General features: G+C 68.9%; 15 protein-coding genes. 7 read left to right on the plus strand and 8 right to left on the minus strand.

Annotation, left to right across the window (positions count from 1 at the left end):
- The 4 genes from dnaJ to grpE form a co-directional block, all read right to left on the minus strand.
- Entirely contained in the window at positions 1-1,137 is a 1,137-nt protein-coding gene (dnaJ, locus tag AK36_RS10415; protein ID WP_011883359.1) for a molecular chaperone DnaJ, read from the minus strand.
- 256 nt (positions 1,138-1,393) lie between these two features.
- Complete coding sequence (dnaK, locus tag AK36_RS10420) at positions 1,394-3,346, minus strand: molecular chaperone DnaK (RefSeq protein ID WP_011883357.1); 1,953 nt, start codon at positions 3,344-3,346, stop codon at positions 1,394-1,396.
- 147 nt (positions 3,347-3,493) lie between these two features.
- Complete coding sequence (locus AK36_RS10425; protein ID WP_014722486.1) at positions 3,494-3,925, minus strand: thioredoxin family protein; 432 nt, start codon at positions 3,923-3,925, stop codon at positions 3,494-3,496.
- A 10-nt stretch (positions 3,926-3,935) separates the two neighbouring features.
- Entirely contained in the window at positions 3,936-4,481 is a 546-nt protein-coding gene (grpE, locus tag AK36_RS10430) for a nucleotide exchange factor GrpE (protein ID WP_011883354.1), read from the minus strand.
- A gap of 327 nt (positions 4,482-4,808) precedes the next feature.
- Between grpE and AK36_RS33935 the strand changes: the two genes are divergently transcribed.
- The gene (locus AK36_RS33935) at positions 4,809-4,970 is read left to right on the plus strand and encodes a hypothetical protein (protein WP_011883353.1); all 162 of its coding nucleotides are present in this window, start codon (positions 4,809-4,811) and stop codon (positions 4,968-4,970) included.
- Here AK36_RS33935 and AK36_RS10440 read toward each other — a convergent pair.
- The 3 genes from AK36_RS10440 to hrcA all read right to left on the minus strand — a co-directional run bounded on the left by AK36_RS10440 (position 4,942) and on the right by hrcA (position 7,601).
- Entirely contained in the window at positions 4,942-5,349 is a 408-nt protein-coding gene (locus tag AK36_RS10440; RefSeq protein ID WP_045578518.1) for an RNA-binding S4 domain-containing protein, read from the minus strand. The genes AK36_RS33935 and AK36_RS10440 overlap by 29 nt on opposite strands.
- Positions 5,350-5,354: 5 nt before the next feature.
- Entirely contained in the window at positions 5,355-6,419 is a 1,065-nt protein-coding gene (hemH, locus tag AK36_RS10445) for a ferrochelatase (RefSeq protein WP_011883349.1), read from the minus strand.
- A gap of 159 nt (positions 6,420-6,578) precedes the next feature.
- Positions 6,579-7,601: a heat-inducible transcriptional repressor HrcA gene (hrcA, locus tag AK36_RS10450; RefSeq protein ID WP_011883347.1), complete on the minus strand. Its 1,023-nt coding sequence runs from the start codon at positions 7,599-7,601 to the stop codon at positions 6,579-6,581.
- A 130-nt stretch (positions 7,602-7,731) separates the two neighbouring features.
- On the opposite strand from hrcA, the gene AK36_RS10455 reads away from it, so the two are divergent.
- Together AK36_RS10455 and recN are read left to right on the plus strand one after the other, a co-directional pair.
- Entirely contained in the window at positions 7,732-8,634 is a 903-nt protein-coding gene (locus AK36_RS10455; protein WP_011883345.1) for an NAD kinase, read from the plus strand.
- A 19-nt stretch (positions 8,635-8,653) separates the two neighbouring features.
- On the plus strand, positions 8,654-10,303 hold the full coding sequence (gene recN / locus AK36_RS10460; RefSeq protein ID WP_014722483.1) for a DNA repair protein RecN: 1,650 nt from the start codon (positions 8,654-8,656) through the stop codon (positions 10,301-10,303).
- 398 nt (positions 10,304-10,701) lie between these two features.
- Here recN and glnE read toward each other — a convergent pair whose 3' ends face one another.
- Positions 10,702-13,503, minus strand: a complete 2,802-nt coding sequence (gene glnE, locus AK36_RS10465; protein WP_045578519.1) for a bifunctional [glutamate--ammonia ligase]-adenylyl-L-tyrosine phosphorylase/[glutamate--ammonia-ligase] adenylyltransferase — start codon at positions 13,501-13,503, stop codon at positions 10,702-10,704.
- A 234-nt stretch (positions 13,504-13,737) separates the two neighbouring features.
- Here glnE and AK36_RS10470 point away from each other — a divergent pair, with 234 nt between their 5' ends.
- From AK36_RS10470 to aroG, 4 genes are all read left to right on the plus strand, one after another.
- Positions 13,738-17,949: a YhdP family phospholipid transporter gene (locus tag AK36_RS10470; protein ID WP_045578520.1), complete on the plus strand. Its 4,212-nt coding sequence runs from the start codon at positions 13,738-13,740 to the stop codon at positions 17,947-17,949.
- Between the two features lie 51 nt (positions 17,950-18,000).
- Entirely contained in the window at positions 18,001-18,828 is an 828-nt protein-coding gene (locus AK36_RS10475; protein ID WP_034194448.1) for a carbon-nitrogen hydrolase family protein, read from the plus strand.
- Positions 18,829-18,914: 86 nt separating this feature from the next.
- Positions 18,915-20,381 carry a metalloprotease TldD gene (tldD, locus tag AK36_RS10480; protein ID WP_011883338.1) on the plus strand — a complete coding sequence of 489 codons (1,467 nt, stop codon included), beginning with the start codon at positions 18,915-18,917 and terminating at the stop codon, positions 20,379-20,381.
- Positions 20,382-20,776: 395 nt separating this feature from the next.
- Positions 20,777-21,850, plus strand: coding sequence for a 3-deoxy-7-phosphoheptulonate synthase AroG (gene aroG / locus AK36_RS10485; protein WP_011883337.1), 1,074 nt, complete (start codon positions 20,777-20,779; stop codon positions 21,848-21,850).
- The last annotated feature ends 71 nt before the right edge of the window (positions 21,851-21,921 follow it).

A 21,921-nucleotide genomic window follows, 5' to 3' on the forward strand; every position in this document is an offset into this window, starting at 1 on the left:
TCACTCGAAGAAGCTCTTCATGCGGTCGAACCAGCTCTTGCTCTGCGGGCTGTGACGCGCACCGCCCTCGGCCAGCGACTTCTCGAACTGCTTGAGCAGGTCGCGCTGCTGGTCGGTCAGCTTCACCGGCGTCTCGACCTGCACGTGCACGTACAGATCGCCGGCGATGCTCGAGCGCAGCCCCTTGATACCCTTGCCGCGCAGCCGGAACGTCTTGCCGGACTGCGTGCCTTCCGGCACCGGGAACGACGCGCGGCCGGCCAGCGTCGGCACCTCGATCTCGCCGCCGAGCGCGGCGGTCGTGAACGGGATCGGCATCTGGCAGTGCAGATCGTCGCCGTCGCGCTCGAACACTGCGTGCGGCTTGATGTGGATCTCGACGTACAGGTCGCCCGGCGGCCCGCCGTTGATGCCCGGCTCGCCGTTGCCGGCCGAGCGGATCCGCATCCCGTCGTCGATGCCGGCCGGGATCTTCACCTCGAGCGTCTTGGTTTCCTTCACCTTGCCCGAGCCATGGCAGTGCGCGCACGGTTCGGGGATGTAGGTGCCGGTGCCGTGACACTTCGGGCAGGTCTGCTGGATGCTGAAGAAGCCCTGCGACATGCGCACCGTGCCCTGGCCGTGACAGGTCGGGCAGGTTTCCGGCTTCGTGCCGGGCTTCGCGCCCGAGCCGTGACAGACTTCGCACGACACCCAGCTCGGCACGCGGATCTGCGTATCGTAGCCGTGCGCGGCCTGCTCCAGCGTGATCTCCATGCTGTAGCGCAGGTCCGCGCCGCGATACACCTGCGGGCCGCCGCGGCCGCCGCGGGCGGCGCCGCCCGCGGCCTGACCGAAGATGTCGCCGAAGATGTCGCCGAACGCATCCGCGAAGCCGCCGAAGCCCTGACCGCCCGCGCCGGCCATGTTCGGATCGACGCCCGCGTGGCCGTACTGGTCGTACGCTGCACGCTTCTGGCCGTCCGACAGCATTTCATAGGCTTCCTTCGCCTCCTTGAAATGCTCTTCCGCATCCTTGTTGTCCGGATTGCGGTCGGGGTGGTACTTCATCGCAAGCTTGCGATATGCCTTCTTGATTTCGTCGTCGCTCGCATTCTTCGCGACGCCCAGAACCTCGTAGTAATCCCGTTTCGCCATATCGATTCACTGTGCCGCCACGCATCGCGCACGCGGCGGCTCCTTTCGCCCGCAGTAAAGTCTCTCGACTCGTCTGGCGCTGCACCGTCCGCGGACGGCTCACGCAGCACCCGCCAAAAAACAAATGTGCCCGGAGGGCCGCGAGGCCCGCCAGGCGTGGAGTCGATCCGGCCATCCGGAAGGAAAGACAGACCGCTGTTCAGCCGCACCGCACACCGCGCGTCGCGCGCGGCGTGCGGTGCCATGGCAACCCGGCTTAGTCCTTCTTCACTTCCTTGAACTCGGCGTCGACGACGTCGTCAGCTGCCTGCTGCGCGCCGCCCGCGTGGGCCGCACCTTCCGCTGCACCTGCCGCGCCCGCCGCACCGGCCTGCTGCGCCTGCATGTCGGCGTACATCTTTTCGCCGAGCTTCTGCGAAGCCTTGCCGAGCTCCTCGACCTTCGCGTCGATCGCCGCCTTGTCGGCCGACGTATCCTTCAGGACGTCCTCGAGCGACTTCAGCGCCGCTTCGATCTTTTCCTTCTCGCCCGCGTCCAGCTTGTCGCCGTACTCGGTGAGCGCCTTCTTCGTGCTGTGGACGAGCGCGTCGCCCTGGTTGCGCGAATCGGCCAGCTCACGCAGCTTGTGGTCTTCCGCCGCGTTCGCTTCCGCGTCCTTGATCATCTGGTCGATTTCGGCGTCGGACAGGCCCGAGTTCGCCTTGATCGTGATCTTGTTTTCCTTGCCGGTCGCCTTGTCCTTCGCGCCGACGTGCAGGATGCCGTTCGCGTCGATGTCGAAGGTCACTTCGATCTGCGGCACGCCGCGCGGTGCGGGCGGGATGCCTTCGAGGTTGAACTCGCCGAGCAGCTTGTTGCCCGCGGCCATCTCGCGTTCGCCCTGGAACACCTTGATCGTCACGGCCGACTGGTTGTCGTCCGCCGTCGAATACACCTGCGAGTGCTTCGTCGGGATCGTCGTGTTCTTGGTGATCATCTTCGTCATCACGCCGCCGAGCGTCTCGATGCCGAGCGACAGCGGGGTCACGTCGAGCAGCAGCACGTCCTTGCGGTCGCCCGACAGAACCTGGCCCTGGATCGCCGCGCCAACCGCGACGGCTTCGTCCGGGTTCACGTCACGGCGCGGTTCCTTGCCGAAGAACTCCTTCACCTTCTCCTGCACCTTCGGCATGCGGGTCTGGCCGCCGACCAGGATCACGTCGTCGATGTCCGACACCTTGACGCCGGCGTCCTTGATCGCGATACGGCACGGTTCGATCGTGCGCTCGACGAGGTCTTCCACCAGCGCTTCCAGCTTCGCGCGGGTGATCTTCAGGTTCAAGTGCTTCGGACCCGATGCGTCCGCCGTGATGTACGGCAGGTTGATTTCGGTCTGCTGGCTCGACGACAGCTCGATCTTCGCCTTTTCGGCCGCTTCCTTCAGGCGCTGCAGCGCGAGCACGTCCTTCGACAGGTCGACGCCCTGCTCCTTCTTGAACTCGCCGATGATGTAATCGATGATGCGCTGGTCGAAGTCTTCGCCGCCGAGGAACGTGTCGCCGTTGGTCGACAGCACTTCGAACTGCATTTCGCCGTCGACGTCCGCGATTTCGATGATCGACACGTCGAACGTACCGCCGCCGAGGTCGTACACGGCGATCTTGCGGTCACCCTTCTCTGCCTTGTCGAGGCCGAACGCGAGCGCCGCGGCGGTCGGCTCGTTGATGATCCGCTTGACTTCGAGGCCCGCGATGCGGCCGGCGTCCTTGGTCGCCTGACGCTGGCTGTCGTTGAAGTACGCCGGCACCGTGATCACGGCTTCCGTGACCGGCTCGCCGAGGTAGTCTTCGGCCGTCTTCTTCATCTTGCGCAGCACTTCAGCCGAAATCTGCGGCGGCGCGAGCTTCTCGCCGTGCGCTTCGACCCATGCGTCGCCGTTGTCGGCCTTGATGATCGCGTACGGCATCAGGCCGATGTCCTTCTGGACTTCCTTCTCTTCGAAGCGACGGCCGATCAGGCGCTTCACCGCGAACAGCGTGTTCTTCGGGTTGGTCACGGACTGACGCTTGGCCGGTGCGCCGACGAGCACTTCGTTATCGTCCATGTAGGCGATGATCGACGGCGTCGTGCGCGCGCCTTCCGAGTTCTCGATGACCTTGACCTGATTGCCTTCCATGATGGCGACGCACGAGTTCGTGGTGCCGAGGTCAATACCGATGATCTTTCCCATTTTTCCTAATCTCCAGAAATGCCTGTTTGCTGCGCGAAACCCCGCGTTTTTGGGCGGTTTCGCACGCCAGAATTCAACTCTGTTCCCGAAATGCGTCCGGCCGATCCGTTTTCAAGACCCGCCAAGCGATGCGGATATTAAATTTTTTCAATCGCCGCCGGTAGCCGGATCGTGCGGGGTGCCGCGGCCGTCGCCGGACGCCGCGGCGATCTTCGCGCGCGCCGCGGCCACCGCCGCCTCGAACTGCGCGAGCCCATGCCAGCCGGTCGCGCGGCCGAGCCGCTTGCCGCCGTGGAAGAAGAACCACGTCGGCACGCCGTGCAGGCCGAAGCGGCGCCCCAGCTCATGATGTTCGTAGACGTTGCAATGGAACCACTTCAGGCCCAGCGCGCGGATCGCGTCGGGTTGCGCGAGCATCGCCTTCTTCGCGATCTCGCAGTTGAAGCAGTCGACGCCCCAGAAGAACACGACGGCCAGCGCGTCGCCGGCGCCGGCGAGTTCGGCATCGAACGTGTCGGCCGCCAGCGCCTGCATGTCGAACGCCTCGAACGCAGCCGGATCGACGCCGGCGGGAAGCATCGCGGCCGCCTTACTTCGGCTGCGCGACGGTGACGAGCGCCGGGCGCAGCACGCGGTCGGCGATCATGTAGCCTTTTTGCAGCACGGCCACGACGGTGTTCGGCTCCTGCTCGGCCGGGACCATCGAAATCGCCTGGTGCTGGTGCGGGTCGAACTTCTCGCCGACCGGGTTGATCGCGACGACGCGGCCCTTCTCGAGCGCGCTCGTCAACTGGCGCAGCGTCAGCTCGACGCCTTCGCGCACCTTCGCGATGTCGCCGGAGGTATCGACGGCAGCCGCCTCGAGGCTGTCGAGCACCGGCAGCAGGTGCTCGGCGAAGCTCTCGATCGCGAACTTGTGCGCCTTCGACACGTCGTCCTGCGCGCGGCGACGGACGTTTTCGGTCTCGGCCTTCGCCCGCAGGTAGCTCTCCTGCAGCTCGGCGACCTTGGCTTGAGCCTCCGCGAGCGCCGCGTCGGCGGCTTCGGCGGCGGGAGCGGCGCCTTGTGCCGCTTGCTTCGCGCTGCCGATGTCTTCGGCCGATTGGGTAGCCGGGTTCTCTTGCGTGTTTTCCATGTCGCTGAAAGTCGATTAGAGGTTGAAGCCAAACCGGCAACCGCCGGGCCGTATGCCCGCGGCGCCGCACATTGCTGCTGCAAATAAGGCCGGAAACTGCGATTTCAAGAGGGTTATCCGCGCCGATTCGTGAAGACCGCGAAACAACCGCGCGCGCGGCGCGCGATTGCACGCATTTGCCGCCAGATTGGACGAAACGACCGGTAACACCGCTTACCAGGCAAGTACTAGCTCGGCATCGGGGCCTGCACTACACTCCATTCAAGCGTCGGAAAGCGCGTTAACCCTAGCTTGCCGCCGCCCGACATCCACCATGAGGCGAGTACCGTGAAACTGACCTTTGCGATATCGGTGGTCGCGCTGGTACTCATTGCCGGCACCACCACCATCTGCCTGTCCGGCGCCGTCACCGACCGCACCACCGAATACGGCAGCGCCCGCGCGACGTTCGACCAGATGTTCAGCGTTCACCCGAAAATCTGTCGATGATGCGCCTGTCGCGCTTGGTCGGCCGGCCGTGCAGCTCGGCCGCCGGCTCCCGGTAGGTACGGCGCCGTTCGAGTTCGGCGAGCCGCGCGGCGCGCCCGGCCTCGGTTTCCGCGTAGAGCGTCTGCGCGACGCTCGCCGGCCCGCGCACGTCGCAGATGCCCAGCACGGCAATGTGCCAGACCACTCCGTCGATCGCAATCTCGACCTCGTCGCCGACGCGCACGTCCTTCGACGGCTTGACGGCCGCGCCGCCGATCTTCACGTGGCCCTTGTCGACCGCGTCCGATGCAAGCGAACGCGTCTTGAAGAACCGCGCCGCCCACAGCCACTTGTCGATGCGCAGTTTCGCGCCCGGTTCGGTCGAAATCCTGTAGTTCATCGCGTTCAACTCACCGTTTCGGGCTGCGCCGCCTTGGCCGGCCAGCCCTGCAGATTCTCGGCGACGATCTCGCCGAGCGCGCCGATCCACGCGGACGCCCCGTTCAGGCACGGTATCCGGTGGAACGCCTGGCCGCCGCCCGCGAGAAACTCGTCGCGCACTTCCATGCCGATTTCCTCGATCGTCTCCAGGCAATCGGCCGTGAAGCCCGGACAGAACACGTCGGCGCGCCGCACGCCGGCCTCGCCGAGCTCGCGCAGCGTCGGCGCCGTGTACGGCTGCAGCCACTCGGCCTTGCCGAAGCGCGACTGGAACGTCACGCGGCATTCGAGCGTGGACAGCCCGAGCGCGGCCATCAGCAGTGCGCCCGTCTGCTGGCACTGGTCGTGATAGGGGTCGCCCAGGTCGAGCGTGCGCTTCGGCACGCCGTGGAAGCTCAGTACGAGCTTGTCGCCGGCCGCGAAGTCGGGCCGGCCGTGCTGCGCCCAGTAGTGACGCACCTGCTCGGCGAGTGCATGGATATAGGCCGGATGGTCGGCATAGTGCCGCACCGTGCGCACTTCCGGCTGGTTGCGCATCCGCGTGAGCGCGGCGAACGCGGCATCGAACGCGGTTGCGGTGGTGGACGCCGAGTATTGCGGATACATCGGCATCAACAGCACGCGTTCGACGCCCGCGCGCTTGAACTGCGCGAGCGCCTGCGCGATGTTCGGGCTGCCGTAGCGCATCGCGTAATCGACCTGCACCTGATAATCGTTCGCTGCGAGCAAATGCCGCACGCCTTCGGTCTGGCGTTCGGTGTACACCCGCAACGGCGAGCCTTCAGGCATCCAGACCGCCGCGTATTTCTTCGCCGACGCGCGGCCGCGCAACGGCAGGATCACCGTGCGCAGCAGCACCTGCCAGATGGCCTGCGGAATTTCGACGACGCGCGGATCGGACAGGAATTCGGCGAGATAGCGGCGCACCGCGCGCGGGGTCGGGGCGTCGGGCGTGCCGAGATTGATCAGCAGCACACCGATGCGATGGGCAGCCGCGACGCTCGAAGGCGGCTCAAGGTCAAAGCGCATGGGCAGGATCGTGCTCGCGGCACGCAGTCGAACGGCTCTCAATTATAGCGGGCCGCCTCGATCGGGGCGGCTGGCCGTTCGGCCGACTGGCGGCGCACACGGCGCCGCGGCACGATGGCGGGACGATGACAGAACGATGACGGTGCGCAAGCGGCCGGCTTATTGCTGGCTCAGCGCGAGCGACAGCAGCCGCGCCGTGATGTCGACGATCGGGATCACGCGGTTGTACGCCATGCGGGTCGGGCCGATCACGCCGAGCGTGCCGACGATCTTGCCGTTCACCTCGTACGGCGCGGTGACGACGCTCATTTCCTCGATCGGCACGAGCGTCGATTCGCCGCCGATGAATATCTGCACGCCCTGGGCGTGGCTCGACACGTCGAGCAGTTGCAGGAGGCCCGTCTTTTGGTCGAACACGTCGAACAGCTTGCGCAGCCGCGCCATGTCGGACGACAGGTCAGCCACTTCGAGCAGGTTGCGCTCGCCGGAAATCAGCACGGTGTCCTCGGTGTCGGGCACCTCGGTGCTGGCCGTCACGGCCGCGTGCATCAGCGTGGTCATGTCGCCGCGCAGCTGGTCGATCTCGTCGCGCAGGCGGCGGCGCACCTCGTCGAACGACAGGCCGGCAAAGTGCGCGTTGATGTAGTTCGACGCCTCGGTCAGCTGCGACGGCGTGTAGTCGCGCGGCGTTGCGAGCATCCGGTTCTGCACGTCGCCTTCGGGCGTGACGATGATCAGCAGGATCCGCTTGTCCGACAGCCGCATGAATTCGATCTGCTTGAACACGTGGCTGCGCCGCGGCGTCAGCACGACGCCGGCGAACTGCGACAGGTTCGACAGCACGCTCGCCGCCGCCGCCACCACGCGCTGCTGCGGCTCGCCGGCCTGCAGCGTGTTCTGCACCTGCCGCGCGACGGCCTCGGCGTCGATCGGCGCCTCGACCGTCAACATCGTGTCGACGAACAGCCGGTAGCCGCGCGGCGTCGGGACGCGCCCGGCGGAGGTATGCGGGCTGGACACGAGGCCGAGCTCCTCCAGGTCGGACATCACGTTGCGGATCGTCGCCGGGCTCAGCTCGAGCCCGGAGTAACGGGACAACGTGCGCGAGCCGACCGGCTGACCGTCGGCGATATACCGTTCGATCAGGGTTTTGAGGAGGGTTCGTGCGCGAGGATCTAGCATGGTGGAAAATTTTAGCGCAACCGGGCGGGCGCGGCGAGTGGCCGCAGCGTTCATCGCGCCGGCCGGCCGATCCGGCCCCGTGCGCGCGCAGCCGGTTCTTTTCGTCAACGAGCTATGGTGTAATGCCGGCATGAAAACCGGTAATCAGTTCAATACTGTTGCGCTCGTCGGCCGGAGCAACACGCCCGGCATCGCCGAGCCGCTCGCCACGCTCGCTGGCTGCATCGCGAAACTCGGCTTCGACGTCGTGTTCGAGGCCGATACCGCGCGCGAGATCGGCATCTCGGGCTATCCGGCGCTCACGCCGGCGGAAATCGGCGCGCGCGCGGACGTCGCGGTGGTGCTCGGCGGCGACGGCACGATGCTCGGCATCGGCCGCCAGCTCGCGCCGTACAAAACGCCGTTGATCGGCATCAACCACGGGCGGCTCGGCTTCATCACCGACATCGCCGCAGCCGACATGCAGGCGCTCGTGCCGGTGATCCTGTCGGGCAAGTTCGAGCGCGAGGAGCGCTCGCTGCTCGAGGCGCGGATCGTGCGCAACGGCGAACCGATCTACCACGCGCTCGCCTTCAACGACGTCGTCGTGAACCGCAGCGGCTTTTCCGGGATGGTCGAGCTGCGCGCGTCGGTCGACGGCCGCTATATGTACAACCAGCGTTCGGACGGCCTGATCGTCGCGACGCCCACCGGCTCGACCGCGTACGCGCTGTCGTCGGCCGGCCCGATCCTGCATCCGCAACTGCAGGGCGTCGTGCTCGTGCCGATCGCGCCGCACGCGCTGTCGAACCGGCCGATCGTGCTGCCGGACGATTCGAAGATCGCCATCCAGATCGTCGCCGGTCGCGACGTCAACGTGAACTTCGACATGCAGTCCTTCACGGCGCTCGAGCTGAACGACACGATCGAAGTGCGCCGCTCGAAGCACACGGTGCCGTTCCTGCACCCGATCGGCTACAGCTATTACGCGACGCTGCGCAAGAAGCTGCACTGGAACGAACACGCATCGAACGAAGACGACAAGGCGTCCTGACGCAAGCGAGCCCGACACCATGCTGCGCCACCTCTCGATACGCGACTTCGTCATCGTCGCCGCGCTCGATCTCGAATTCGACGGCGGCTTCACCGTCTTTTCCGGCGAAACCGGCGCCGGCAAGTCGATCCTGATCGACGCGCTGGCGCTCGCCCTCGGCGAGCGCGCCGACGCGAGCGTCGTGCGCGCCGGCTGCGGCCGCGCCGACATCACCGCCGAGTTCACGCCGCACGACCGCGTCGCGCGCTGGCTCGACGAGCACGCGTTCGATGCCGAGGACACCGTGATGCTGCGTCGCGTGATCGACGCGAACGGCCGCTCGCGCGCGTTCATCAACGGCACCAGCGCCACGCTTGCCCAACTGCGCGAGCTCGGCGAGATGCTGGTCGACATCCACGGCCAGCATGCGCACCAGTTGCTGATGCGGCCCGACGCGCAACGCGAGCTGTTCGACACGCACGCGGGCTTGGCCGCCGATGCCGCCAACGTCGCGCGCGCATGGCGCGTGTGGCGCGACGCGACACAGGCGATCGACGCGGCAAAGGCGCACGAGCGCGAGCTTCAGCTCGAACGCGAAAAGCTCGCATGGCAGCTCGCCGAGCTCGACAAGCTCGCGCCGCAACCGGGCGAATGGGATGAAGTGGGCCACGAGCACAAGCGCCTGTCGCATTCGGCGAACCTGATCGCCGGCGTGCAGGGCGCGCTCAACGCGCTGTCGGAGGCCGACGGCGCGATGCTGCCCCAACTCGGCGCGATCGTGTCGAAGCTGCGCGGCCTGGCCGACTACGACAGCGGGCTCGCCGACGCGCTCGCGTCACTCGAACCGGCCGAGATCCAGCTGCAGGAAGCCGTCTATTCGCTGTCGCACTACGCGCAGCGCCTCGATCTCGATCCGGCCCGGCTCGCGCAGGTCGAAGCGCGCCTCGACGCGCTGCACTCGACCGCCCGGAAGTTCCGGCTGCCGCCCGACACGCTGCACGAGGAGCATGCGGCGCGCCGCGCGCAGCTCGCGGCGCTCGATGCGGCCGCCGACCTCGGCGCGCTCGAAGCCGCGCAGTCAAAGGCGTGGGATGCCTATCTCGCCGACGCGAAACGGCTGTCGAAGGCGCGCGCGCAGGCGGCGAAGGCGCTCGGCGCCGCGGTCACGGCCGGCATGCAGGAATTGTCGATGGCGGGCGGCAGCTTCGAAGTCGCGCTCGTGCCGCTGGCCGACGGCGGCCCGCACGGGCTCGAACAGGTCGAATTCCGCGTCGCCGGCCATCCCGGCGTGCCGCTGCGGCCGCTCGCGAAAGTCGCGTCGGGCGGCGAACTCGCGCGGATCAGTCTCGCGCTCGCGGTGATCGCCAGCGCGGCCAGCCCCACGCCCACGCTGATCTTCGACGAGGTCGACACCGGGATCGGCGGCGGCGTCGCCGAAGTGGTCGGGCGCCTGCTGCACCAGCTGGGGCGCAACCGCCAGGTGCTGTGCGTGACGCACCTGCCGCAGGTCGCGGCGCGCGGCGACCATCACTTCCAGGTCGCGAAGGGCGCGGACGAGCGCGGCGGCACCGTATCGTCGGTCATCGCGCTCGACAAGGCGAGCCGTGTGGAGGAAGTCGCGCGGATGCTCGGCGGGCTGGAGATCACCGCGACCACGCGCAAGCACGCGAAGGAAATGCTCGCGGCCTGAGCGGCCCGGCCGACGGCCGGGTCGGATGGAGGCGGACCACCCCGGGCCGGATCGGGGCATGCCGGGCTATATCGGCCCGCGCCGGATCACACGGAGCCGTGCTGGGCCACTGCGAGCCGTGCTGGGCCGCACCGAGTCGTGCCGCGCCGTGCCGAGCCACACCGAGCCGCGCCGTGCCGAGCCACACCGAGTCGCGCCGGCCTACACCACACCGAGCCGCGCCGGTCCACACCACGAAGCACCGGACTACACCGGGCCGCACTCCGACCTCACCCGCCCGAATCCCCGCAAGCAACCGCGGAACGGACGCGCCGGCCATCACCGGCGGCCCGACTGCGCGATACGACGCGCCCGCCCCACCTCATCATCGCCTCAAACACCCACCCCACCCGCCGCTCTCAAACACCCGTTCGAACCGCCCCGAACACCCGCGCCCACAGCGCCGTAACAGCCGCCCGCTCCTCGGCCACGACCGCCGGGTCGACGCGCGCCTTCTCCATCCCGTCGAGCCGCAGCTTGTGCTGCAGCTTCCGGTACTTGCGGTACGCGGCGCCGACGCACTCCGCCTCGTCCGCCTCCATCAGCCCGAAGCGCGCGACTTCGCGCAGCAGCGCGATGTTGCCGGTGTTGCGGATCAGCTCGGCATCGCTCGACGCATGCAGCAGCACCCAGTACTGGACGATGAACTCGATGTCGACCATCCCGCCCCGATCGTGCTTCAGGTCGAACAGCTCGCTGTGGTTCGGGTGACCGGCGAACACCTTGTCGCGCATGTCGACGATTTCCCGCGCGAGCACGGCCGCATCGCGCGGCGTCGTCAGCACCTGTCGGCGGATCGCCTCGAAGGCCGCGCCGATCTGCGCGTCGCCGGCGCTGTACCGCGCGCGCGTCAGCGCCTGGTGCTCCCAGACCCACGCGGTATTCGCCGCATCACCTTCGCGCAGCTGGTAACGGCGGAACGCATCGAGATCGGTGACGAGCAGCCCGGCCTCGCCGTTCGGCCGCAGCCGCAGGTCGATGTCGAACAGCGCGCCCGCGCCGGTCGCGGTGGTGAGCCACGTGATGAGCCGCCGCGTAAACGTCGTATAGACGTCCGCCGAGCGCTCGTCCGGGTCGTCGTACAGGAAGATCAGATCGAGATCCGACGCATAGCCGAGCTCCTTGCCGCCGAGCTTGCCGTATGCGATCACCGCGAACTTCGGCACGTCGCGATGGCGTTTCGCGAGCTGCCACCAGACGACCTCGATCGTCACGTCGAGCACTGCATCGGCGAGCTCGGACAGCCGGTCGCTCACGTGCTCGACCGACAGCTGGCCGGCCAGGTCGATCAGCAGGATGCGGAACACCTCCGCATGCTGTGCGTGCCGCAGCAGGTCCATCTGCTGCTCGGGGCCGTCGGCGGCGGCGAGCCGCGCGCGCAGCGCGTCCTTGAACGCGGGCCAGTCGAACGGGCTCGCGATCGCCTCGTCGTCGAGCAGCTCGTCGAGCAATTGCGGATGCCGAATCAGATAGCCGCCGCCCCAGCGCGTCGTGCCGAGCACCGACAGCACGCGATCGAGCGCGGCCGGGTACTCGGTGAGCAGCGCGAGATAAACGCCGCGCCGGCTGACCGTCTCCAGCAGATCGAACAATCGCACGACCGTCTCGTCGCGGCGCGCGGCGTCGATCCGCGGCGCGGCCTCGAGCGCGCGCTGCGCGACGCTGTCGAAGCGCTGCCGGCTCTTTTCCGGCAGACCGGCATAGCGCGACGACTGCCAGATCGCGCGCAGCCGGGCGAGCACCGCGGCCGGATCGGCGAAGCCGAGGCCGTCGAGGCGCGCGAGCAGCGTCTCGTCGTCGCCGTCGTCCGCGAGCGCGCCGCTCCATATCCAGGCGGCGGCAGCGTCTTCGCCCGACGCGCACGCGCCGCCATTGCCCTTGTCGGCGAAGATCTGGTCGAACTGCGCCTCGACGAAGGTCCGGTGCGCATCGAGCGCGGCGGTGAGCGCCGCGTAGTCGGCAAAACCGAGCGACGCGGCAAGCACCGCCCGTTCGCCCGGATCGACCGGCATCGCGTGGGTCTGCGCGTCGTCGCGATACTGCAGCCGATGCTCGAGCGTGCGCAGGAAGTTGTACGCGTCGGTCAGCCGCTCGCGCACGTCCTCGCCGATCAGCCCGCGCGCCTGCGCATGGCGCAGCACCGCGAGCGTCGGCCGCACGCGGAACTCCGCGTCCTGGCCGCCGCGGATCAGCTGGAACACCTGCGCGCTGAATTCGATCTCGCGGATGCCGCCGCGCCCGAGCTTGATGTCGTCGGCCTTGTCGGGCCGCATCGACGCGCGGCGCGCGGCCTCGTGCCGGATCTGCTGATGCAGCGAACGGATCGCGCCGATCACGCCGAAATCGAGATAGCGGCGGTAGACGAACGGCTTGACGATTGCTTCGAGCTGCGATGCGAGCCGCCGCGCCGCGTCGCTGTCGCCTTCCGACACGAGCCGCCCCTTGATCCATGCATAGCGCTCCCATTCGCGCCCCTGCACGTAGAAGTATTCCTCGAGCATCCCGAGGCTGCATACGAGCGGCCCGGAATCGCCGTTGGGACGCAGCCGCATGTCGACGCGAAACACGTAGCCGTCGGCGGTGACCTCGGACAGCACGCCGATCAGGCGCCGGCCGAGCCGCGTGAAGTACTCCTGCGTGGACAGCGGCGCGCGCGTGCCGCCGGCCGTCTCGCCGTCGTCCTCGTAGACGAAGATCAGGTCGATGTCCGACGACACGTTCAGCTCGCGGCCGCCGAGCTTGCCCATCCCGACCACGCCGAGCACGACGCGCTGGCCGTCGGCGCCGCGCGGCTCGCCGTAGGTGGCCTCGAGCTCCGCGGACAGCAGCGCGAGCGAGCGCTGCACGGCCACTTCGGCGAGATCGGTCATCGCGGACGTGACCTCGGCGACGTCCGCGACGCCGCGCAGGTCGCGCTCCGCCACCGCGCCGAACACCTCGACGCGCAACTGCCGCAGCGCGCGCTTCAATTCGTCGTCGCCCGGCGCGGCCGCGCCGGAACTCGCCGCGAGCAACTCGGTGAGGCGCGCGTCGAGCCGCGCGCGCGTGAGCGGCGCGTCGGCCCACGCGGCGATCAGCTCGGCCAGCGCGGGGCGCGCGGCGACCGCGCGGGCGAGATAGCGGGAATAGGACGTGCTGATCAGGGCGGAAGCGTCGGTCATCGTCATCGAAAAGCGGGCGTGGCGGTAAGGCCCGTTGCCGCGGGTCGCGCGTGCGCGCGCCGCTGCCGACAGACCGTTGGACTCGGCGCGGTGTGAGCGGCCGCGCGTGCGCCGCCGCCCACACCGCGCGCCGGAAAGCCCGTGCCGCATGCGCGCAACGGCCGCCGGCACGAACCCCTGTGATACATTTCAACGTCAATCTGCAAAACTACCATATCGCCGCCCCTCCGCCGCATGTCCGACCGTCAGGAATCCGCCGTAGCTGCGCCCGAAGCGGGACCTCCGAAGCACGATCATCCGGTCCTGCGCCGCGTGTTCAGGGTGACGCTGGCAGTCGGCATCGGCGTGTACTTCGTCGCGTCCGGCGCATTCCTCGGGCTGCGCTACGTGGTGCTGCCGCGCATCGACGAATTCCGGCCGCGCATCGAGCGCGCCGTGTCCGACAAGCTCCACGCGCAGCTTTCGATCGGCAGGCTGTCCCCGCACTGGTCGGGCATGCAGCCGGGCGTCGAAGTGACGAACCTCACCGTTCGCGGCCGTGACGGCCGCATCGCGCTGTCGGTGCCGCATGCGACGGCCGCGCTGTCGTGGATCTCGCTGCTGCGGCTGTCGCCCGCGCTGTCCAGCCTGATCGTCGACCATCCGGATCTCGTCGTCGCGCGCGCGGCCGACGGTTCGCTGAGCGTCGCGGGCATCGGCGTCGCGACCACCCACGGCGGCAACGACACGTTCGGCACCTGGCTGCTGAAGCAGGAAGCGATCGTGCTGCGCAACGGCACGCTGCGCTGGCGCGACGCCCAGCACGACGCACCGGAGCTCGCGCTGTCGGGCATCCGCCTCGCCGTGCTGAACCACGGCCGCGAGCACAAGGTCGCGCTGCAGGCGCCGGCCAACGGCACGCTGCTGCTCGGCCCGCTCGACTTCCGCGCGCGCTTCACGCACAAGCCGCTCGCGCCGATCGGCAAGCCGACCAACTGGACCGGCAACGCGTACCTGTCCACCGGCCCGGTCGACCTGCAGACGCTCGGCCGCTACCTCGACCTGCCGTTCACGGCCCACGCGGGCCGGATCGACAACGCGATCTGGGCGACCTTTCAGGACGGCCACCTGCGCTCCGCGGGCGGCGACCTGCAGGGCGCCGACGTCGTGCTGCGCGTGCGGCCGACCCAGCCGCGCCTGGAAGTGCCGACGGTCGGATTCGGCTGGGACATCGCGCTCGACGCCGGCCGCGACTACACGCTGCACCTGACGCGCTTCAACGCCGAGCTCGGCCAGCCGCCGCTGCCCGACGGCACGCCGCTCGCGCGCTCGCTCGCGCTGTCGACGCTGACCGCCCGCTACCGCGTGCCGACCGCCGATCAGGGGCAGTTGCTGAGCGTCGCCGGCGACCGCGTCGATCTGGGCATCCTCAGCGAATTCATCCGCGGACTCCCGCTGCCGGCGCGGCTGCGCAACGAGCTGATCAAGCTCGACCCGCACGGCATGGTGTCGAACTATCACATCGAGGTCGAACGCGCGAAGCCCGCGCGGGCCGAGCTCGCCGACGAGGAACGCCGCACCGGCGCCGCGCCGATCGTCCGCTACCGCTTCCTCGGCGATCTGCAAGGCATCAGCTTCGCCGCGCAGGAGCCGCCGCCCGGGCTGTCGCCGCGCGGCCATCCGCGCGCCGGCTGGCCGGGCGTCGAGAACCTGTGGGGCAGCGTCGACGCGACCGAGACGGGCGGCGCCGCGCACTTCGACACGGTGAACGCGGCGGTCACGGTGCCCGGCGAGTTCGACGAACCGCGCCTGACCTTCGACCGGCTGCGCGGCAACGCCAAATGGGTGATCACGCCGGCGCCGGGCGAGAAACACGCGCGCGTCGACGTGACGTTGCCCGACCTGTACGTCGCGAATCCCGATGCCGAGATCGACGTATCGGGCACGTACACGAACCCCGGCCACGGCCGCGGCTCGCTCGACCTGCGCGCCGAGTTCGCCCGCGCGGCGGTGGCGCGCATCCCGCGCTACCTGCCGACCGGCATGTCGGAGCGGCTGCGCGCGTATCTCGGGCATGCGCTGCAGGACGGTCGCGTGACCAAGGGCGCGTCGATCGTCGCGCGCGGCCCGCTCGAAAAATTCCCGTTCGAACACGAGCCGGATGCCGGCGTGTTCCACATCGTCGCGCCGTTCACCGGCGGGCGCTTCGAGCCGACGCCCTACCCGCCGCGCAAGCTCGCGAACGGCACGCCGAGCGTGTGGCCGGCGCTCGACGGGATCGACGGCGTGTTCGAGCTCGCGCAGAACAAGCTGCGCTTCGACATCGCACGCGCGCGCTACAAGCGCGTCGCGCTGACGAACGTCAACGGCCGGATCGACGACCTCGGCAATCCGTCGAAGTCGCCGCTCGTGATCGACGGCCACGCGCACGGGCCGCTCGCCGACCTGATCGACTACGCGGACAACAGCTCGCTCGGCACGATGAGCGGCCACATCGGCCAGCGCATCGACGCGCAGGGCCCGGCGTCGCTCGCGCTGAAGATCACGATTCCGCAGCACGTGCCGCATCCGCACACGCACGTCGAAGGCGCGCTCGCGTTCGGCGGCAACACGCTGTCGACCGACGGCGTGCCGCCGCTGTCCGCGCTGCGCGGCAGCGTGCGTTTCACGGAGGCCGGCGCGTCGCTGCACGACCTGGCCGGGCGCTTCCTCGGCGGGCCGGTGCACGCGAACGGCAGCTTCCAGTCGCACGGCCCGTACACGGTCGACGTCGACGGCAAGCTCGCGCTCGACGCCGCCCGCGGACTGAACCTGCGCGGCACGGCCGCGGCGCTGCTCGAACACGTGGTCGGCGACGCGCCGTACGAGGTCGCCGTGCGCGGCGCGCCGGGCGGCCTGCCGCAGATCACCGCGCGCTCCGACCTGACGGGCGTCGCGCTGAACTTCCCGGCGCCGTTCGCGAAACCGGCCGGCGAGCCGATGCCGTTTCGCTTCACGCTGCAGCCGGCCACGCCGGCCGGCGGCAAGCGCATCGAGCACGCGGACCTGACGCTCGGCCCGGTGTCGGCCACCTATCTGCTCGACGCGACGCGCGGCCAGCCGCTGCGCGCATTGCGCGGCGCGATGGGCATCCACCGGATGCCCGACCTGCCGCAGGACGGCGTGAGCGCGGCGGTCGATGTCGACGAGCTGGATGCCGACGCGTGGCTCGCGCTCGCGCACACGCTGAAGCCCGACACGCCGCGCACGCCGGAGCCGCCGCCGGAGGCGCCGGCGCGGTCGCGCATCGACGTCGCCAGCTTCACGCCGAAACGTTTCGCGCTGCACTTCGGCACGCTGAAGCTGCTCAAGCGCAACTGGGAAAACGTGATCGTCGGCGCGTCGCACGTCGACGAGCTGTGGCAGGCGAACATCGCGTCGAACCAGGTCTCGGGCTACCTGTCGTGGGCGCCGGGCGGCGGGCACAACGGCGCGGGCGTGCTCAATGCACGGCTCGCGAAGCTGGTGATTCCCGACAGCGCCGAGCACGACCTCGTCGGCCGCGCGATGAACCTGCCGACGCCGACCGACCGGCCGATACCGTCGGTGGACCTGATCGTCGACCAGGTCGTCGCGCGCAATCACGACATCGGCCGGCTGGTCGTCAACGCGCGCAACATCGACGAGGACGGCGTACCGGTGTGGCAGCTCGACCGGCTCGAGCTCGCCAATCCGGCCGCGAAACTGACGGCCACCGGCAACTGGCGCACGTCGCGCCGCGCGCTGGCCCGCGGCGTGGACGACAACGACGCGCCGCGGCGCAGCGTGTTCGACTTCAAGCTCGACGTCGGCAACGCGGGCGCGCTGCTCGACCTCGTCGGCCTGCCGCGCACGCTCGAGAACGGCCACGGCACGGTGACCGGCAAGGTCGGCTGGCGCGGCGGCCCGACGGCGGTCGAGGTGCCGTCGCTCGGCGGCCAGGTCGCGCTCGACTTCGAGCACGGCCAGATCCTGAAGGTCGATCCGGGCGCCGCGAAACTGCTCGGCGTGCTGAGCCTGCAGAGCCTCGCGCGGTTCCTGACGCTGAACTTCCGCGACGTGATCGGCAAGGGGCTGCCGTTCGACAAGATCACCGGCACCAGCCGGATCTCGAACGGGATCGCCCGCACCGACGACTTCTCGATGACGACGGCGCCCGCGAACGTGACCGTGCGCGGCGCGGTCGATCTGGCCACCGAGACGCAGGACCTGCACGCGCACGTCGCGCCGAAGATCGGCGCCGGCACCGCGGCGATCGCGGCCGCGATCGTCAATCCGCTGCTCGGCGTCGGCGTGCTGGCGGCGAACTACGCGCTGTCGCAGACGCTGTCGCACGCGTTCGCGCTCGACTATGCGATCACCGGCTCGTGGGCGCATCCGCATATCGAGCGGGTGCGGGGCGATCAGGGTAAGATGGATCACGGTCCGGCCGATGCGGCAAGCCACTGACGCGTGCAGGCCGCCGGACCGCACCCCTTTTACGAAGCCAGCGATCCTGCGATGACCGATCCGACCCGTTCCGCCACGCCCTTCCGGGTTGCCGCGCTGCAGATGGTGAGCACGCCGGACGTCGCGCGCAATCTCGCCGACGCCGGTCACCTGATCGAGCAGGCGGCGGCAGACGGCGCGCAACTGGTGCTGCTGCCCGAGTATTTCTGCTTCATGGGCCACCGCGACACCGACAAGCTCGCGCTCGCCGAACCCTATCGCGACGGGCCGATCCAGCAGTTCCTCGCGCAGGCCGCGCAGCGGCACCGCGTCTGGGTGATCGGCGGCACGCTGCCGCTGCAGGCGCCGGAGCCCGACCGCGTGCTGAACACGACGCTCGTGTTCGACCCGAGCGGCCGCGAGGCCGCCCGCTACGACAAGATCCACCTGTTCAACTTCGAGAAAGGCGACGAATCGTTCGACGAGGCGCGCACGATCCGCGCGGGCGACACGGTCGTCGCGTTCGACGCGCCGTTCGGGCGGGTCGGCCTGTCGGTCTGCTACGATCTGCGCTTTCCCGAGCTGTACCGCCGGATGGGCGATTGCGCACTGCTCGTCGTGCCGTCGGCGTTTACGTATACGACGGGCCGCGCGCACTGGGAAACGCTGCTGCGCGCGCGGGCCGTCGAGAACCAGTGCTACGTGCTGGCCGCCGCGCAGGGCGGCAAGCACGAGAACGGCCGGCGCACGTGGGGCCACAGCATGCTGATCGATCCGTGGGGCGAAATCGTCGCGGTCCGCGACGAAGGCGCAGGCGTCGTGGCCGGCGCGCTCGACTCTCAGCGCATCGCCGACGTGCGCCAGAGCCTGCCCGCGTGGCGGCATCGCGTGCTGGCCTGAAGCGCCGCCGCCGCTTGAAACGCCGCCCGGCCAACCCATCTGTCCAGAACGCACCCGACAACTTTTTGAGAAACCTCGATACCCGCATGAACATCATCGAACCCGGCATCCGCAATCTTGCGCTGGCGAAGGACATCCTCCTCACGCCGTACGGCCTCGACGAGAGCCTGCTCACGCGCACGATCGCCGACATCTTCACGCATCGCGTCGACTACGCGGACCTGTACTTCCAGGCCACCCGCAGCGAAGCGTGGAGCCTCGAGGAAGGCATCGTGAAGTCGGGCAGCTTCAGCATCGACCAGGGCGTCGGCGTGCGCGCGGTGGCGGGCGACCGCACCGCGTTCGCCTATTCGGACGACCTGTCGCCGGAAGCCATCGCCCAGGCGGCCGCGGCCACCAAGGCGATCGCGGCGGCGGGCGGCGGCCGCCAGAAGATCAAGGCGGCGACGTCGCTGAAAGGCATCACCGGCCGCGACCTGTACCTGCCGTCCGACCCGCTCGCGTCGCTCGACGCGACCGCCAAGGTCAAGCTGCTCGAGCGCATCGAGCAGATGGCGCGCGGGCGCGACCCGCGCGTCACGCAGGTGATGGCGGGCCTCGCCGGCGAATACGACGTCGTGCTGGTCGCGCGCAGCGACGGCGCGCTCGCGGCCGACATCCGGCCGCTCGTGCGCGTGTCCGTCACGGTGATCGCCGAGCAGAACGGCCGCCGCGAGATCGGCTCGGGCGGCGGCGGCGGGCGCTTCGACTACGCCTATTTCACCGACGACGTGCTGTCGCGCTACGTCGACGACGCGGTGCACGCCGCGCTGGTGAACCTCGACGCGCGCCCGGCGCCGGCCGGCGCGATGACCGTCGTGCTCGGGCCGGGCTGGCCGGGCGTGCTGCTGCACGAGGCGATCGGCCACGGCCTCGAGGGCGACTTCAACCGCAAGGGCTCGTCGGCATTCGCGGGCCGGATCGGCGAGCAGGTTGCCGCGAAGGGCGTGACGGTGGTCGACGACGGCACGCTGCCGAACCGCCGCGGCTCGCTGAACATCGACGACGAAGGCAACCCGACGCAGTGCACGACGCTGATCGAGGACGGCATCCTCAAGGGTTACATCCAGGACACGCTGAACGCGCGCCTGATGAAGATGCCCGTGACCGGCAACGCGCGCCGCGAGTCGTACGCCGCGCTGCCGATGCCGCGCATGACCAACACGTACATGCTCAACGGCGACAAGGATCCGCAGGAAATCATCGCGTCGGTGAAGAACGGCCTGTACGCGGTGAACTTCGGCGGCGGCCAGGTCGACATCACGAACGGCAAGTTCGTGTTCTCGGCGTCCGAGGCGTACATGATCGAGAACGGCAAGGTCACCTACCCGGTGAAGGGCGCGACGCTGATCGGCAGCGGCCCGGAATCGCTGAAGTACGTGAGCATGATCGGCAACGACATGTCGCTCGATTCGGGCGTCGGCGTCTGCGGCAAGGAAGGCCAGAGCGTGCCGGTCGGCGTCGGCCAGCCGACGCTGCGGATCGACAAGATGACCGTCGGCGGTACGGCATAACCGCATCGCCGCGCAGACAATCCGCGCATTTTGACGAAACCACGCGGATTGCCCGCATTTTTGACTGCCCCCGGTTGCCAGCTGCGCGGCGACCGGGTATAAATTGCGAATCGACTTTTTCGACGAACCGAATCTCCGTCATGTCCGCCAAGTTTTATTTTTACTTTTTTTGGCATCTCAGACCGCTGGCGGATCGAGAGGGTTGATGGCGCGTAAAGCGCAACCGAAATTCCCGAAAAACCGCCGGCGAACCCGGCGGTTTTTTTTCGCCCTTCGCCAACCGGCCGTCGCAGCGGATCCCGCCGCACCGGCCGGCGCCGACCGAATCACCCGAATCGATGAATCTGCCGCACGCGCTCTGACCGAACGGCGCCCGTAAAACCAGGAGAACCAGCATGCCCCCGCACAACACCGACGACGTCCGCATCCGCGAACTCAAGGAACTGACGCCGCCCGCCCACCTGATCCGCGAATTCGCATGCTCCGAGGCCGCGTCCGAGCTGATCTACGAGTCGCGCCGTTCGATGCACCGGATCCTGCACGGGATGGACGACCGGCTGATCGTCGTGATCGGGCCGTGCTCGATCCACGACACGAAGGCGGCGCTCGAATACGCGGGGCGGCTCGTGAAGGAGCGCGAGCGCTTCAAGGGCGAGCTGGAAATCGTGATGCGCGTGTACTTCGAAAAGCCGCGCACGACGGTCGGCTGGAAGGGGCTGATCAACGATCCGCATCTCGACAACAGCTTCAAGATCAACGAAGGGCTGCGCACCGCGCGCGAGCTGCTGCTGCAGATCAACGAGATGGGGCTGCCGGCCGCGACCGAATACCTCGACATGATCAGCCCGCAGTACATCGCCGACCTGATCTCGTGGGGCGCGATCGGCGCGCGCACGACCGAGTCGCAGGTGCATCGCGAGCTCGCGTCGGGGCTGTCGTGCCCGGTCGGCTTCAAGAACGGCACCGACGGCAACGTGAAGATCGCCGTCGACGCGATCAAGGCCGCGTCGCAGCCGCACCATTTCCTGTCGGTGACCAAGGGCGGCCATTCGGCGATCGTGTCGACGGCCGGCAACGAAGACTGTCACGTGATCCTGCGCGGCGGCAAGACGCCGAACTACGACGCGGACAGCGTGAACGCCGCCTGCGCGGACATCGGCAAGGCCGGTCTCGCCGCGCGCCTGATGATCGACGCGAGCCATGCGAACAGCTCGAAGAAGCACGAGAACCAGATCCCGGTGTGCGCGGACATCGGCCGCCAGGTCGCCGCCGGCGACGAGCGGATCGTCGGCGTGATGATCGAGTCGCACCTCGTCGAGGGGCGCCAGGACCTGAAGGAAGGCTGCGCGCTGACCTACGGCCAGAGCATCACCGACGCATGCATCGCGTGGGACGACAGCGTGAAGGTGCTCGAAGGGCTCGCGGAAGCGGTGAAGGCGCGCCGCGTCGCACGCGGCAGCGGCAACTGACGGCCGGCCGGCGGGCCGCGGGCCGGCGCATGCCGCCCGCGGCCCGATCGATGCCCCAATAAGACAAGCCC

Origin of the sequence: Burkholderia vietnamiensis LMG 10929, from assembly GCF_000959445.1 — a bacterium.
GTDB lineage: Bacteria > Pseudomonadota > Gammaproteobacteria > Burkholderiales > Burkholderiaceae > Burkholderia > Burkholderia vietnamiensis.

What these genes read in the sequence shown, in the direction of transcription:
- glnE (WP_045578519.1), bottom strand. Translation starts at nt 13,503, where the DNA reads ATGACCGACGCTTCCGCCCTGATCAGCACGTCCTATTCCCGCTATCTC.
- grpE (WP_011883354.1), bottom strand. Translation starts at nt 4,481, where the DNA reads ATGGAAAACACGCAAGAGAACCCGGCTACCCAATCGGCCGAAGACATC.
- dnaK (WP_011883357.1), bottom strand. Translation starts at nt 3,346, where the DNA reads ATGGGAAAGATCATCGGTATTGACCTCGGCACCACGAACTCGTGCGTC.
- hemH (WP_011883349.1), bottom strand. Translation starts at nt 6,419, where the DNA reads ATGCGCTTTGACCTTGAGCCGCCTTCGAGCGTCGCGGCTGCCCATCGC.
- tldD (WP_011883338.1), top strand. Translation starts at nt 18,915, where the DNA reads ATGAACATCATCGAACCCGGCATCCGCAATCTTGCGCTGGCGAAGGAC.
- AK36_RS10440 (WP_045578518.1), bottom strand. Translation starts at nt 5,349, where the DNA reads ATGAACTACAGGATTTCGACCGAACCGGGCGCGAAACTGCGCATCGAC.
- dnaJ (WP_011883359.1), bottom strand. Translation starts at nt 1,137, where the DNA reads ATGGCGAAACGGGATTACTACGAGGTTCTGGGCGTCGCGAAGAATGCG.
- AK36_RS10475 (WP_034194448.1), top strand. Translation starts at nt 18,001, where the DNA reads ATGACCGATCCGACCCGTTCCGCCACGCCCTTCCGGGTTGCCGCGCTG.
- AK36_RS10425 (WP_014722486.1), bottom strand. Translation starts at nt 3,925, where the DNA reads ATGCTTCCCGCCGGCGTCGATCCGGCTGCGTTCGAGGCGTTCGACATG.
- AK36_RS10455 (WP_011883345.1), top strand. Translation starts at nt 7,732, where the DNA reads ATGAAAACCGGTAATCAGTTCAATACTGTTGCGCTCGTCGGCCGGAGC.
- recN (WP_014722483.1), top strand. Translation starts at nt 8,654, where the DNA reads ATGCTGCGCCACCTCTCGATACGCGACTTCGTCATCGTCGCCGCGCTC.
- AK36_RS10470 (WP_045578520.1), top strand. Translation starts at nt 13,738, where the DNA reads ATGTCCGACCGTCAGGAATCCGCCGTAGCTGCGCCCGAAGCGGGACCT.
- hrcA (WP_011883347.1), bottom strand. Translation starts at nt 7,601, where the DNA reads ATGCTAGATCCTCGCGCACGAACCCTCCTCAAAACCCTGATCGAACGG.
- aroG (WP_011883337.1), top strand. Translation starts at nt 20,777, where the DNA reads ATGCCCCCGCACAACACCGACGACGTCCGCATCCGCGAACTCAAGGAA.